Annotated in this window: 12 protein-coding genes; 10 read left to right on the top strand and 2 right to left on the bottom strand. The window is 70.6% G+C overall.

The window, feature by feature from the left end; all coding sequences use genetic code 11:
• Window positions 1–393 precede the first annotated feature (393 nt).
• Both OHA77_RS35965 and OHA77_RS35960 read right to left on the bottom strand, forming a co-directional pair.
• A complete protein-coding gene (locus OHA77_RS35965) occupies window positions 394–966 on the bottom strand; it encodes a hypothetical protein (RefSeq protein ID WP_406313716.1) in 573 nt (190 codons plus the stop codon).
• Window positions 967–1,029: 63 nt separating this feature from the next.
• Window positions 1,030–1,914 carry a hypothetical protein gene (locus OHA77_RS35960; RefSeq protein WP_406313715.1) on the bottom strand — a complete coding sequence of 295 codons (885 nt, stop codon included), beginning with the start codon at window positions 1,912–1,914 and terminating at the stop codon, window positions 1,030–1,032.
• Window positions 1,915–2,075: 161 nt separating this feature from the next.
• On the opposite strand from OHA77_RS35960, the gene OHA77_RS35955 reads away from it, so the two are divergent.
• From OHA77_RS35955 to OHA77_RS35910, 10 genes are all read left to right on the top strand, one after another.
• The gene (locus OHA77_RS35955) at window positions 2,076–3,554 is read left to right on the top strand and encodes an AAA family ATPase (RefSeq protein WP_406313714.1); all 1,479 of its coding nucleotides are present in this window, start codon (window positions 2,076–2,078) and stop codon (window positions 3,552–3,554) included.
• Window positions 3,551–4,792 carry a tetratricopeptide repeat protein gene (locus OHA77_RS35950; RefSeq protein WP_406313713.1) on the top strand — a complete coding sequence of 414 codons (1,242 nt, stop codon included), beginning with the start codon at window positions 3,551–3,553 and terminating at the stop codon, window positions 4,790–4,792. The genes OHA77_RS35955 and OHA77_RS35950 overlap by 4 nt, the downstream gene beginning before the upstream one ends.
• Window positions 4,793–5,012: 220 nt before the next feature.
• The gene (locus OHA77_RS35945) at window positions 5,013–9,098 is read left to right on the top strand and encodes a Pls/PosA family non-ribosomal peptide synthetase (protein WP_406313712.1); all 4,086 of its coding nucleotides are present in this window, start codon (window positions 5,013–5,015) and stop codon (window positions 9,096–9,098) included.
• On the top strand, window positions 9,026–10,438 hold the full coding sequence (locus tag OHA77_RS35940) for a M1 family metallopeptidase (RefSeq protein WP_406313711.1): 1,413 nt from the start codon (window positions 9,026–9,028) through the stop codon (window positions 10,436–10,438). The genes OHA77_RS35945 and OHA77_RS35940 overlap by 73 nt, the downstream gene beginning before the upstream one ends.
• 187 nt (window positions 10,439–10,625) lie before the next feature.
• On the top strand, window positions 10,626–11,069 hold the full coding sequence (locus tag OHA77_RS35935) for a hypothetical protein (protein ID WP_406313710.1): 444 nt from the start codon (window positions 10,626–10,628) through the stop codon (window positions 11,067–11,069).
• Window positions 11,066–11,428: a DUF5615 family PIN-like protein gene (locus OHA77_RS35930; RefSeq protein ID WP_406313709.1), complete on the top strand. Its 363-nt coding sequence runs from the start codon at window positions 11,066–11,068 to the stop codon at window positions 11,426–11,428. Before OHA77_RS35935 ends, OHA77_RS35930 begins: the two co-directional genes overlap by 4 nt.
• 268 nt (window positions 11,429–11,696) lie before the next feature.
• On the top strand, window positions 11,697–12,011 hold the full coding sequence (locus tag OHA77_RS35925; protein WP_406313708.1) for an L-rhamnose mutarotase: 315 nt from the start codon (window positions 11,697–11,699) through the stop codon (window positions 12,009–12,011).
• Between the two features lie 157 nt (window positions 12,012–12,168).
• Window positions 12,169–12,585, top strand: coding sequence for a DUF2809 domain-containing protein (locus OHA77_RS35920; RefSeq protein WP_406313707.1), 417 nt, complete (start codon window positions 12,169–12,171; stop codon window positions 12,583–12,585).
• Between the two features lie 135 nt (window positions 12,586–12,720).
• Window positions 12,721–13,632, top strand: a complete 912-nt coding sequence (locus tag OHA77_RS35915) for an ABC transporter ATP-binding protein (RefSeq protein ID WP_406313706.1) — start codon at window positions 12,721–12,723, stop codon at window positions 13,630–13,632.
• Window positions 13,629–14,354 carry an ABC transporter permease gene (locus OHA77_RS35910; protein ID WP_406313705.1) on the top strand — a complete coding sequence of 242 codons (726 nt, stop codon included), beginning with the start codon at window positions 13,629–13,631 and terminating at the stop codon, window positions 14,352–14,354. The genes OHA77_RS35915 and OHA77_RS35910 overlap by 4 nt, the downstream gene beginning before the upstream one ends.
• The last annotated feature ends 89 nt before the right edge of the window (window positions 14,355–14,443 follow it).

Here is a 14,443-nt window from a genome sequence, read left to right as displayed (position 1 = left end):
AGGGGTTCTACAACCCACGCCGCCGCCATTCTGCCAACGGACAACTCAGCCCTGCCCAATACGAGCGACGCCAAGCCCTCAAGCCTATTCACGAAGACGGTTATGCTGCCGTTTAACCGAAAGCCCTGATGTGTCTACCAAACCGGGGCAACTCCAGTTCGGGCTCTAGCAATGGCCGCTACGGCCGTCTCTTGATCTTGACTTCTCACAAGATCGTGATCTTAGAGGCGGCCGTTCGCATGCGCGAGATCACTCAACGTGAACGATCACGAACTACTGCTGTCGTACTATGACAACCCGGCGTATCACAGGCGATCCTTTTGGCTCGGATTCGGAGTTCCCGTGTGCGGGTGCGGCGCAGGGGTTATCAAGTATCTGATGATCCGCTGGTCCCTACGGCCTTTTCAGGCGAGTGAGCGCAAGATCCTTGAAGGATACTGAACCGCCTTCGACGGTCAAGGTGACCTTGTCTGACACCTTCTTCTTATCGTTGGTGCCGTCCACCCACTCCCAGTCGCCCTCCACCCATGCATCATTCAAACCTTCGCACCATTTTGGACGGCCGGCTTTCTTTGTGGGGAAGACGTAGAAGCGGACGCCGCTCTCCAAGATGGAGAATTGCTTCATGCGAGCCGAGCAGTTTGCGCTGCCGAATTTCAGTAGAGATTCTTCCTCCGTCTGCGTTGGGACACGCAAGGTGACCACGGTCTCCCTATCCCTGCCAGGCAACTTCGCTTTGGCCGTCCATAGTCCGGTGAAGTCGGAAGGTAGTTCCTTGGGGTCTTCCGGTTCGCCGGTTCCGAGGGTGCCGTTGGCAGACATCAGGAAGACGATCAGGCAGATCGGGACTCCGATGGCCAGAATGATAAGAATGGCTCGGAAGATCGGAGGATTGGGGTTGGGCTGCCAACTCCCGCTCACCCGCCCGGATGGCGATATGCTTCCCTTGAACTCGTAGTCGTCCATGCTGCCGCCTTCAGTCGCTCAGTCAGAGCTTCTTGTATGAGATTCTTGATCGTGGGCAACTGATTATCGCTGTAAGGTTCGTCGATCGTAAACATTCACCGCTGTCGCGGTCGCGGCAGCTGTAGAGACGATCGTTTGTGTGGCCTTACCATCGACCACATGCTCGTTGGTACTCCAGCTGCACTTAGTGATTTTTGAGGCGTTGTCGCTGGTAGTGGCATCGGCGAGCCCGGCTCTGATGGCATAGGCGCCGGCTAGACCACCGGCGAACAGGTCCTCATCGAGCGGTGGCCGGGTCAGCAACGCGAACAAACGACGGATCTCGTTGGCGGAGACGACGATCGATCGGGCGCCGACCTCCTCGCCCCTGCTGGAGAACCCTGCCTGCTCGTCTGGGGCGAGCAGGTCGTGTTCGTCCAGGAGCGCGGCGTGGGTGACGGCCAAAAAGGCCAGGGCCAGCATGGCCAGGGTGATGCACCGGTACCAGGCCAGATGGAGCCGGACCTGGTAGTGATCGAGGGCGGCTTCGTTCTTTCCGGTCTGGAAGCGCTCCTCGATCGTCCAGCGAATGCCGGCGCCGGCCACCAGGCGGCCAAGCGGTACCGGCGCCGGGGTGTGATACCGGTAGAAGGCCAGTTCAGACGGCTTGCTGATGGAGCGGTGCTGGAGTACTAGCGCTCCAGCTTCAGCAATCCAGCCGTAGATCGTGGTCTGGTCTGTGGAGAGTGGGCGCTGATAGACCCGGGCGTCGTCGAGGCCGCCGCGCATGCTGGTCCCCAGCGTCACGGCGGTGTCGGCGTTCCCTGTGGAGAAACTGACTGGTCCGGCTTTGATCGGACTGCCGTTGAGGTAGCGCGTCGCGGTCTTGGCTGCGGCGTCGTACGCGCCGGCAAGGTGGAACCGGTCGCCCGTCGGTGGTTCGACGTCGGAGAGCACGCCCTCAGTCATCGCGTCGGCGATGTCGGCGCTGGTGCAGGTGAATGCGTTGGCGGAAGCCGGTTGTGAAGCCCTTCGCTCTTGGGCGCGGGGTCTTACATGGCTTCCGCTATGGCCGGAATGCTCGAGACTGAGGTGAAGCTTCCGTCTGGCTGTGGAAAGGATCCGGCAACGTGACCGATGAGGCTACGCTGAACGCGCTACGCGAGGCGGCTCGTCTCTCCCCGGAGAACCTCCCGCTGCGGCGACATCTGGCGGACCAACTGCTGGCCTCGGGGAATCCCGGCCAGGCCGAGCACGAGTACCAGGCGGCGCTCGCGCTCTCCCCCGCAGATCACGGCATCGCGATCGGCCTGGCGGAGGCCTTGGTCCGGCAGGGCAAGAACGAGGCGGCGCTGGCGGCGCTCGACCCGCTCCTGGCCATGCCCGAGCACCCGGTGCGCGCAGGCGTGCTCGCGGCCCAGGCGATGCTCCCGGTCAACAGGATGGCCGCCGCCCACTGGTACCGCTACTCCATCGCCCGCGATCCGTCGCAGGCGGACCCGGAGCTGGCCCACCGGCTCGGCATAGGGCAGTCCTCGTCACCCGCTCCGCACGCGCAGCCGCAGACCCCGCCACCCGTCTCGCACGCGCAACCGGCTTCCCCGGCGCCCGCCCCACCCGCGCAACCGCCCTCCCTGATCCCCGCCGCGCACTCGCCTTCCGTGATCCCCGCTCCGCACGCGCAGCCGCAGGCCGCAGGCGGGCAGTACGGCTCGGCGGATGTGGAGCCGACCGCCGAGGTCGAACACTCCCCGGTGACCTTCGCCGACGTGGCCGGGATGGACACGGTCAAGGAGGCGCTGCGGATGAAGCTGCTGCTGCCGACCCAGCAGCCGGAGCTGTTCGCGGCGTACGGCAAGCGGGCCGGCGGCGGGGTGCTGCTGTACGGCCCGCCCGGAGCCGGGAAGACGCACCTCGCGCGGGCCGCCGCGGGCGAGCTGGGTGCGGCGTTCGTCAACGTCGGGCTGGCCGACATCCTCGACATGTGGACCGGGTCGAGTGAACGCAACCTGCGCGCGACGTTCGCCATGGCCCGCCGGAACCGTCCCTGCGTGCTGTTCTTCGACGAGGTGGACGCGCTCGCGGCCCGCCGCTCCGACATGCGCCAGGCCCACAGCCGGCAGATCGTCAACCAGTTCCTCGCCGAGCTGGACGGGGTGGACGAGCACGCCAACGAGGGAGTGCTCGTCCTGGCGGCGACCAACGCGCCCTGGTACATCGACGTGGCCTTCCGCCGCCCCGGCAGGTTCGACCAGATGGTGTTCGTGCCGCCGCCCGACACCGTCGCCCGGGCGGCGATGCTCTCTCTGATGTGCCGGGACAAGCCCCAGGCGAAGATGGACTTCGACAAGGTGGCGCGGGCCACGGACGGGTTCGTCGGCGCCGACCTCAAGGGACTGGTGGACCGGGCGGTCGAGGCCAAGCTGCACGAGTCGATCCGGGCCGGCCGGCCGATTCCGCTGTCCACCGGCGACCTGATGGCCGCCGCCAAGGCGATGCGGCCCACGGCCGTCCGGGAGTGGCTGGGCACCGCGCGGAACTACGTGCTGCACGCCAACGAGAGCGGAGCCTGGGACGAGCTGCTGCCCTGGTTGCGTGACCTGCGGTGAGCACGACGGACTTCCACGGGCCCAACCCCGGCGCGATCGCCGAGCGGGCGAGGACGCTGCTGCAGATGGGCCGGGCGGAGGCCGCCGAACGGGAGTTGCGCGGCGCCCTGGCCGTCGATCCGCTGCACGTCGTCTCGCACGCCCTGCTCGCCCTCACCCTGGTCACCCGCGGCGCGGTGGACGAGGCGATCGCCGAGGCCGGCGAGGCGGTACGGCTCGCCCCGGAGCACTGGTTCCCGCACTACATGGCAGGTCAGGTCCTCTACTACGCGGACCGCCCGGAGGAGGCGCTGCGCGCCGCGCGGACGGCACTGGCGATCGACCTCGACCAGGCGCAGATCTGGGAGCTGCTGGCACGGCTGCACGGGGACCGCAAGGAGTGGCCGCTGATGGCGGAGGCCGCCCGGCGGGGACTGGCCCTCGACCCGCACGACAGCAAGCTCGTGAGCTTCCTCGCCGTGGCCCTCGGCGAGCTGGGCGACAGGGAGCAGGCCCTGGCCGTGGCGGGCGAGGCCGTACGGCTCGACCCCGAGGCTCCGCTGGCACACCTGGTGTACGGCCGCGTCCTTCTGGCCTTCGGCAGCGCCCGGGACGCGGCGCGGGCGTTCCGGGAGGTCCTGCGACTCGACCCCGGCATGGACCAGGCACGCGAACTGCTCGTGGTGGCGCTCAAACGGCGCAACCCGCTGTACCGGGTGGTGTCCCGGCTGCCGGCCGGTCTGGGCAACCGGCGGATGCTGGCGCTGCTGCCGCTGCTCCCCCCGCTGATCGCCGTCTTCGTCGCCATCGCGGTGGTCCACTGGACGATGTGGGTGGCCGAGTCGCTGGTCACCCTGCGGCTGGCCCGCGGTTCGTACACCCGGCTGCTGTTCCGGCGCGGTGAGGTGCGCTCGGCTGCCCTGTGCTGTGCCGCCCTCGCCGGGGGTGCGGCGTCACTGGCCCTGGGTGTGGCCCTGTCGCATCCGGTGACGGGGGTCGCGGGCGCCGCGCTGCTGGCCCTGGTCACCCCGGTGCAGGAGGCGGCGCACACCGCCTCGCCGCTCGCCCGGAGGATTCTCACCGGGTGGGCGGTGGCGCTGGCGCTGGCTGTCGCGGCCTCCCTGGCGTTCCCGGTGCTGTGGCCGGACGCCGAGCGGCCGGAGAACGTTCCGCTGCTGGCCATGTGGGCGGGGCTGGGCACGATATGGGTGGCCGTGGCGGTCCGGCGGCTCTTCGGCCGGGTGACCCCTGACCTGTGACCTCGACGCTCATGTCGCCGGTGGGCGGTGTTCGGTGAGCGATCTCACCCCGCGTCCGGCCGGCCGCGACCCGGGATCTTCCCATGGGCCCCGGCCTGCCGTCGCTTGAAGAACGACAGCGCCTTTTCACCAGACGTACACGCATTTGTCACAAAGCGTGTTCACGCGGGAACCATAGGCTGTCAGTGCGGCCAGGGTGGCCTGACAGGTAGGGGAAATCGTGAGCGCGTTACCGGCGGACATCGGCTTACCGGCACGGGCGGTCCTTCCGGGCGGAGTCGCGCCGCGGGTCCGCACGCTGCTGGACATCCTCGACCGGACGACCCTGCTGCACCCGCACGCCGCCGCGCTCGACGACGGACGGACCCGCCTCGACTACACCGAACTGCGTGCCGAGGTCGTACGGCTGGCCGCCGAGCTGCGACAGGCCGGGATCGGGCGGGGCGACCGGGTCGGAGTGCGGGTCCCCTCGGGCACCGTCGGACTGTATGTCGCGATCCTGGCCGTGCTCACCGCGGGTGCGGCCTACGTCCCGGTGGACGCCGACGATCCCGACGAACGGGCCGAGCTGGTCTTCACCGAGGCGGGGGTGCTCGTCGTCGTCGGCGAGGGCGGGAAGATCACCGTCTTCGACGACTGGAGCGGACCGTCGGAGCCCGGAGCCGGAGGACCGTCGGCACCCGGTGGCCGGGTACCGGCCGCGGCCCCGGGGCCGCAGACCGCAGGACGGGAACCGGGAGCCACCGAAGGACCGGGAGCCGCGGGACGGGACCCAGGGGCGACCGAAAGACCGCAGACCGCAGGATCGGAACCGGAACCGGGAGCGACCGGAGGACCGGGAACCGGGCAGCGGGCACCCTCTGCGAGTGCGCGACCGGGGCCGGACGACGACGCGTGGATCATCTTCACCTCCGGTTCGACCGGCAGGCCGAAGGGGGTCGCGGTGACCCACCGGAGTGCGGCGGCGTTCGTGGACGCCGAGGCGGAGCTGTTCCTGGCACGTGACCCGATCGGTCCGGGCGACCGGGTGCTGGCCGGGCTCTCGGTCGCCTTCGACGCCTCCTGCGAGGAGATGTGGCTGGCCTGGCGGCATGGCGCCTGCCTGGTCGCCGCCCCCCGCGCGCTGGTGCGCACCGGCATGGACCTGGGGCCGTGGCTGGTCGAGATGGACATCACGGTCGTGTCGACGGTGCCGACGCTGGCGGCGCTCTGGCCGGTCGAGACGCTCGACGACGTGCGTCTGCTGATCTTCGGCGGGGAGGCGTGCCCGCCCGAGCTGGCCGAGCGGCTGGCCGTACCGGGGCGGGAGGTGTGGAACACCTACGGCCCGACCGAGGCGACGGTGGTCGCGTGCGCGGCGCCGCTGACCGGGGACGGGCCGGTACGGATCGGGCTGCCGCTGACCGGCTGGGACCTGGCCGTGGTGGACGCGGGCGGCGAGCCGGTCGCGATGGGTGAGACGGGTGAGCTGGTCATCGGCGGAGTCGGCCTCGCCCGTTACCTGGACCCGGTCAAGGACGCCGAGAAATACGCCCCGCTCGGCTCGCTGGGCTGGGAGCGGGCCTACCGCAGCGGCGACCTGGTGCGGGCCGAACCGGAGGGGTTGATCTTCGTCGGGCGGGCCGACGAGCAGATCAAACTCGGTGGACGCCGGATCGAGCTGGGTGAGGTGGACGCGGCCCTGCGGACCCTGCCCGGGGTCGCCGGGGCGGCCGCCGCGGTGCGCACGACCGGCGGAGGCCATCAGCTGCTCGTCGGCTATGTCGTGGCCGGTGCGGAGTTCGACCGGGAGGACGCCAGGGATCGGCTGCGGCATGCGCTGCCCGCCGCGCTGGTCCCGCGGATCGCCCTGGTTGCGGAGCTTCCCACCCGGACCTCCGGGAAGATCGACCGTGACGCCCTGCCGTGGCCGCTGCCGAAACGCCAGAAGGCCGGGCGTCCCGACATCGACCCGTTGGTGACCGCGTGCTGGCAGGACGTCCTCGGCGACGTCGAAGGCGACTTCTTCGCCGAGGGCGGCACCAGTCTCGCCGCGGCCCGGCTGGTGTCGGCGCTGCGGACCCGGTATCCGGCGGTCACCGTGGGCGACGTCTACGACCACCCGACGCTGACCGACCTCGCCGGGCACCTGTCCGCGCTGGACGCGCCCGAGATCGTCACCACCGACAGGGTCGTCACGCCGGTGCCGCGCCGTGCCGCGGTCGCGCAGGCGATCCTGACGGTACCGCTGCTCACCGCCGGAATGCTGCGCCGGCTGGTCGGCCTGGCCGCGCTGAACAACCTGTTCGGCGCGGTGTGGGCGCCGGCCGTCTCGTGGTGGTGGGTGCTCGCGGGCGCCGTCGTGTTCGTCTCCCCCGCCGGGCGGATCGCGCTGGCCGCAGGCACGGCCCGGCTACTGCTCCGAGGGCTGAGACCGGGCACCCATCCGCGGGGCGGGGCGGCGCACCTGAAGCTCTGGTTCGCCGAGCGGCTGGCCGAACAGCTCGGTGTGACCGAACTCGCCAGTGCCCCCTGGCTCACCCACTACGCCCGCGCGCTCGGTGCGCAGGTGGGCGGCGACGCGGACCTGCACTCCGCGCCGCCGATCACCGGCATGCTCAGGATGGGGCGGAACGCGGCGGTCGAGCCCGAGGTCGACCTGAGCGGTTACTGGATCGACGGCGACCGGGTGCACGTCGGCGAGATCAAGATCGGTGCCGCGGCCACGATCGGGGCCCGCAGCACTCTGTTCCCGGGCGCCCGGATAGGCAAGAACGCCCAGGTGGCGCCGGGCTCGGCGGTGGCGGGCGCGGTGCCGTCCGGGGAGCGCTGGTCGGGCGTGCCGGCCGCCAGGACGGGCAAGGCGCACGCATCCTCCGCCGACCGGCCGCCGCGCTCACGGCGCTGGGCGATCGGCTACGGAGTGTCCGCACTGGCGCTCAGCCTCGTCCCGCTGGTCGCCGCCGTCCCCGGACTCGCGGTGCTCCTGAGCGGAGGGACGGCCTCCCTGCCCGCGCTCCTGTACGGCGTGCCGCTCGCCACCGCCACCTCGATGGCCGCCCTCGCCCTGGTGATCCTGGCCCTGGTGCGGCTGCTGGCCGTGGGCCTGCACGCCGGTCATCATCCGGTGCACAGCCGCCAGGCCTGGCAGGCGTGGGCCACCGGCCGCCTGATGTCGATGGCACGGGTCTGGCTGTTCCCGCTGTACGCGAGCATGGTCACCCCTGTCTGGCTGCGCGCCCTGGGCATGAAGGTCGGCAGGGACGTGGAGCTGTCCACCGTGCTGGCGCTGCCGTCGATGACCTCCGTCGGGGACGGGGCGTTCCTCGCCGACGACACGATGGTCGCGCCGTACGAGCTGGGGGGCGGACGGTTCCGGATCGACCACGTGCGGATCGGCAAACGCGCCTTCCTGGGCAACTCCGGGATGACCGCGCCGGGCCGCAAGGTGCCCAAGGACGGCCTGGTCGCGGTGCTGTCGGCCGCGCCGAAGAAGGCCAGGGCGGGGTCGTCCTATCTGGGCATGCCGCCGGTGGAACTGCGCCGCGCGGCGGAGGACGGTGACCGCAGCCGCACCTACGACCCGCCCCTGAGGCTGAAGTTCGCCCGTGCAGCCGTCGAGATGTGCCGGATCGTCCCCGCGATGTGCACGGTGGCGGTCGCCGTACTGGTGGCGGCCGTGCTGGGGTGGCTGGCCGGATCGTACGGCCCCGCGGTCGCGGCGCTGCTGGGCGGCGTGGTGCTCCTCGGTGCGGGGGTGCTCGCCGCGACGGTCGCCACCGCGGCCAAGTGGGTGCTGCTCGGCCGGATCACGGTCGGCGACCGGCCGCTGTGGAGTCCGTTCGTCTGGCGCAACGAACTGGCCGACAACTTCGTGGAGATGCTGGCCGCTCCCTGGTTCGCCCAGGTCTGGCTGGGTACGGCGCCGCTGAACCTGTGGCTGCGCTCACTGGGCGCGCGGATCGGCCGCGGCGTGTGGTGCGAGACCTACTGGCTGCCGGAGATCGACCTGGTCACCCTGGACGACGGGGCGACGGTGAACCGGGGATGCGTGTTGCAGACGCACCTGTTCCACGATCGCGTCATGAGCATCGATACTGTCGTGCTGCGGAGTGGATCGACGCTCGGCCCGCACGGGGTGGTCCTGCCGGCGGCGACGATCGGTGAGAACACCACGGTCGGACCGGCGTCACTGGTCATGCGTGGCGAGTCGGTGCCGCCGGGCACCCGCTGGTTCGGCAATCCGATCGCGGCGTGGACCGCATCGGCCGGGCGGACGCCACGGTCGCCGGACGGGCGAGAAGACACGGCGGCGCCGAGAACATGAAGGCAGGGCGGACACGGCATGAGCACGAGGACATGGCAGAGGACACCGGTGTGGTGCTGAGCACGACCCCCCGCAAGCCGTACTTCCCCATGCACGGCGACGACGGCTACCGGGTGGAGCACTACGATCTGTCCCTCGACTACCGGATCGCCGCCAACCGGCTCGGCGGGACCGCCCGCCTGTCGGCGGAGGCGCTCGGGCCGCTCGACCGTCTCTCCCTCGACCTCGGCCCGTTCCGGGTGGGCGCGGTGCTGGTCAACGGTGAGGTGGCGCGGTTCACCCATCGCGGGGGCAAGCTCCACGTGGCGCCGGGACGGCTGCGCCCCGGCCCGTTCAGCGTCGAGGTCCGCTACGCGGGCAGTCCCCGGCCGGTGTCCAGCCACTGGGGCGGGCTCGGCTGGGAGCAGCTCACCGACGGTGTGATCGTGGCCGGCCAGCCGATCGGGGCCCCGTCGTGGTTCCCGTGCAACGACCGGCCGGACGACAAGGCGGGCTACCGGATCTCGGTGACCGCGGCCTCGCCGTACACGGTGATCGCCAACGGCGAGCTGGTCTCCACCCGGCGGGCGGCGTCGGCGACCACATGGGTCTACGAGCAGGCCGAGCCGATGGCCTCCTACCTGGCGAGCGTCCAGATCGGCCGCTACCAGCAGGCCGAGCAGGCTCCGGGGATGCGGCTGGCCTTCCCCGCCCGGCTCGCCTCCCGGGTCCGGCACGACTTCGGGCGGCAGGACCGGATGATGGCGGTCTTCGGCGAGCGGTTCGGCCCCTACCCGTTCACGTCCTACACGGCGGTGGTGGTGGACGACGAGCTGGAGATCCCGGTCGAGGCGCAGGGCATGTCGGTCTTCGGGACGAACCATGTGGACGGCGTGCGCGGCGAGGAGCGGCTGGTCGCGCACGAACTGGCCCATCAGTGGTTCGGCAACAGCCTGACCGTGGCCGACTGGCGTGACATCTGGCTGCACGAGGGGTTCGCCACCTACGCGGAGTGGATCTGGTCGGAGGCCTCCGGCGGCGAGCCCGCCGACGGCCTGGCGGCCCGCTGGCACCGCCGGCTCGCGACCCTGCCCCAGGACTTCGTCCTCGCCGACCCCGGTGCCCCGCGTCTGTTCGACGAGCGCGTCTACAAACGCGGTGCGCTCACCCTGCACGCCCTCCGGCGGGCCATGGGCGACGCGCCGTTCTTCGCGCTGCTGCGCGAGTGGACCGCCGGCCACCGGCACGGATCCGTCACGACGGAGCACTTCACCGCGCTGGCCGCGCGCCGTACCACCCGGTCGCTGGAGAAGCTGTTCGCCGCCTGGCTGTACGGCCCCGCCCTCCCCGCGCGTCCCTGACCGGACCGGGAGACCGGGGGACGTACGCCGGCAAGCCGCGCCTGCCGGCACGTACCGGCCTCCAGGTCCGTCCCAGCGATCTCGCTGCCTGGCACTTCGGCGCGCCCTCTGCGACTCGTACCCGCATGCCGGGCCGTACCGGCGGATCGGACCGACAAGGCCAGCTACATTTCACTACATTGTAGTCATGTCACCGACACCACGGTCCGTCCGGTTCGAGGACGCCGTCCTGGACAAACTTGCCAAGTTCGTCATGGAGCACCCTGGGCTTTCGGTCTCCGCAGCCGTCAACCTCCTCATCACCGAGGCCCTGCGGATGGAGGAACACCCAGGCATGATGTTCCGGACCGGGCCGTCAGGCCGGCGCGCGGCAGTGGCAGGCGGCCCCGATGTCTGGGAGGTCATCCGAGCGATCAAGGCGACCCGCGCCGCCGAGCCCGACGCGACCGCCGACGAGATCGTGGCCATGACCGCCGAATACTCCGGGCTCCCTGCGAACCAGATCAGAACGGCGATCCGATACTGGTCGGACTACCCGGACGAGATCGATACACAGATCACCGCAGCCGACGACGCCGCACAGAAGGCGGAGGAGCGCTGGAGGCGAGAGCAAGGACTGCTGGCCTCGTGAGCAACAGGCTTCTGCTCGACGAGATGTTCTCGCCTCTGCTCGCTGAGAGTCTTCGCGAGCGGGGGCATGACGTCGTCGCGCTCGCCGACCGCCCGGAAGGCCGGGGCCTGCCCGACTCTCAGGTGCTGGATCTGGCGGTGGCGGAACGGCGCTTCCTGCTCACCGAGAACGTCCGGGATTTCGAAATCCTCCGGGCGCAACGCCTCCACGACGGCCAACCTTGCGCGGGTCTCCTCTACAGCGGTCCGCACCGTTTTCCGAAGACCAAGACCGCGATCGGCCGACTGATCGAGGCCTTGGACAGGCTTTTCTCCGAGGAGAAACCACCCGTTCCCGGCCAGGTGGACTGGCTGGTCTAAGCGACAGATCCAAGACCGATCATGGGCCCCGAACCCGGCCTTGGATCCTCATGGACCACCGACGTCGCTCGACCACCTCAGAGCCCCCGCCCGGTCCGGTCGGCAGTGTCTCGGACCGAGAGATACAGATCCCGCCACAGGCCCCGACTATCTTCTTTCATCGGAGCTTTACGCCCGACTGGACACTCCACGCTCTACGGATAGCCATATTTTCGATTAATAGATCGGGTCACTGCTATAAATACGCTACGACCTATGGAGGAACCGCATGCGTGTCGCGTTGCACACCCGGATCAGGCCCGGGATGGAGCCGGAGTACGAGCAGGCGCACCGGGAGGTTCCCGCCGAGCTGACGGAGGCGATCAGGAAGGGCGGCGCGCACGAGTGGACGATCTGGCGCAGCGGCCAGGAGCTCTTCCACGTGATCGACTGTGACGACTACCAGGCGCTGCTCGCCTCGCTGGCCGACCTGCCGGTGAACATCGCCTGGCAGGCCCGGATGGGCGAACTGCTGGAGGTGGCGCACGACTACTCCAGCGACGGTGGGAACCAGGAGCTCCCGGTGGTGTGGCAGCTCACCTGAGCTCCCCGCACACAGGCGGGCGCGAACAGAGCCGGGCGGATACGAGCAGGCGCGGGGCAGGCACAGGGCACGAGCAGACACGGGCACGAGCGGAGCCGGGCGGGCACGGAGCCTGGGGAACGAGCGGGTACGGCCGGGCGATCGCTATCGTGAGCCGGTGTCCCCCGATCCCCGCCCGCTCCCCACTCGCCTGCCCGCCGCCCTCCGCAGCCGCCTGCCCGCCCTGGTCACGGCCGCCGTGACCGTCGCCACCGGGCTGACCGTCCGTGCCGTCACCGGCGGCTGGTTCGGCAAGTACGCGGGCGACGCCCTCTACACCGTTCTCGTCTACGCGCTGGTCGTGCTGGTATGGCCCCGCGTCTCGCCGGGCCGGGCCGCGCTCGGTGCCCTGGCGTTCAGCTGGGTGGTCGAATTCGCCCAGCTCACCCCCGTCCCGGCCGCGCTGTCGGAGACCGGCGTGCTCGCCAGACTGGTGCTCGGCAGCGCCTTCGGCATCGCCGACCTGGCCGCCTACGCCGCCGGAGCGGCCCTCGCCTGGTCGGCCCACGCCCTCCTTCGCCACCGGGCCGGCTGAAACCGGAGCACCCGGTCCCCCCGCCCTTGCCCGGCGATGCGCCTCCCCCGTGCCGGCGACGCCATGACATCTGTCCTGGGCCGATCGTGACAGACGGCCGAGGGAGAGGGCCCGTCCAGGGCCGAGGCTTGCGGTATGAAACAGGGACGACAACACGCGGTCGCCGTCGGCGGCCTCCGTAAGCACTACGGCGACGTCCAAGCCGTCAACGGGATCGACCTACTGATCGAGCCGGGCGAGGTGGTGGCCCTGCTCGGCCCCAACGGCGCCGGCAAGTCCACGACGATCGACATGATCCTCGGCCTGACCCGGCCGGACACCGGCGAGGTGAGACTGCTGGGCGAGACTCCCATGGAGGCGATGCGCAGGGGCGCGGTGGGCGCGATGCTCCAGGAGACGGCGCTGCTCGACGACGTGACCGTCCACGAGACCCTGGCCATGGTCGCCTCCCTGCACCGCACGCCGCTGCCGGTGCAGGAGGCCCTGCGCCGGGCCGGGGTCGAGGATCTCGGCGCGCGTCGTTCCGCGCGGCTCTCCGGTGGTCAGAAGCAGCGGGTCCGGTTCGCCATGGCGCTCGTCTCCGACCCGGAGTTGCTGGTGCTCGACGAGCCGACGTCGGCGATGGACGTGGGCAGCCGCCGCGACTTCTGGGGATCGATGCACGTCTTCACCGAGACCGGCCGCACCGTACTGTTCGCCACCCACTACCTGGAGGAGGCGGAGACGTACGCGGACCGCGTCGTCCTCCTGAACGCCGGAAAGATCGCGGCGGACGGCCCGGTCGCCGCCGTCATCTCCGCGGTCGGCGGGCGCACGATCCGTGCCGTCGTTCCGGGTGCCCGCCTGGACGAGCTGCGAGGACTGCCCGGGGTGACCGGGGTGGAGCTCCGCGGCGACCGCGCCGACCTGCGCTGCGCGGATTCGGACCTGGTCCTCCGGGAGTTGCTGTCGCGGTTCCCGGCCGTCCATGACGTCGAGGTGCGCGCGCTGGGCCTGGAAGAGGCGTTCCTGCAGGTGACCACACGTGACACGGAGGTTGTGCGATGAGGACCGGATACCTGGTGTTCGAAATCAGGCGGGCACTGCGCGACTCGAAGTTCCTCGTGTTCGCGGTCGCCCTGCCGGTCGGTCTGTTCCTCCTGTTGACCAATGTCTTCGGAGTCGCCACCCGGCACGCCGCCGTCCCGTACGTCATGGGGAGCCTCGCCGCCTTCGGCGCGTTCAAGGCGGCGCTCGACACCGGGGCCCGGACGGCGGTGGAGCGGGGCGCGGGGTGGCAACGTCAGCTACGCCTGACCCCGCTGACAGGGGCGGGATATCTGGCGGCGAAGGCGTCGGTGGCGATGCTGGTGGCGCTTCCCCCGGTGGCCGGTGTGTCGCTGGTCGCCGCGCTCGTGTCGGGTGTGGAGCTGCCGGTGACCGGCTGGCTTCAGGTGGTGCTCGGCATCTGGGCGGGTACCGTGCCGTTCGCCCTGCTCGGCCTGCTGATCGGCCAGGTGGCCTCGGCGCAGGGCGTGCAGACCTACCAAGGGGGGGTCCTGCTGCTGCTCAGCTTCGTCGGCGGGCTGTTCATCCCGGTCAGCGACTTCCCGGGGGCGCTCGCGAGTGTCGCCGAGCTGCTGCCGAGCTACTGGCTGGCGGAGATAGGTCACGGGGCGGCCACCGGTGGCGGCCGGCTCGGCCAGGCGGTCGCGGTGCTGGCGCTTTACACGCTCGCACTGGGCGGGGCCGTCGTCGCCCGCTATCGGCGAGACAGCGCGCGCCGCTGAGCATCGCGAGCGGTCGCGGGGCTCAGCGGCGCGACCGGTCGCGGACTTCGATGGCGGGAGAGTGGGCGGGCCGGGCGGCACGCCGGGAA

It is taken from the genome of Streptosporangium sp. NBC_01639 (assembly GCF_045209755.1).
GTDB lineage: Bacteria > Actinomycetota > Actinomycetes > Streptosporangiales > Streptosporangiaceae > Streptosporangium.
The sequence above is the reverse complement of the archived record's forward strand: the minus strand, read 5'-3'. Positions and strand labels throughout refer to the sequence as shown.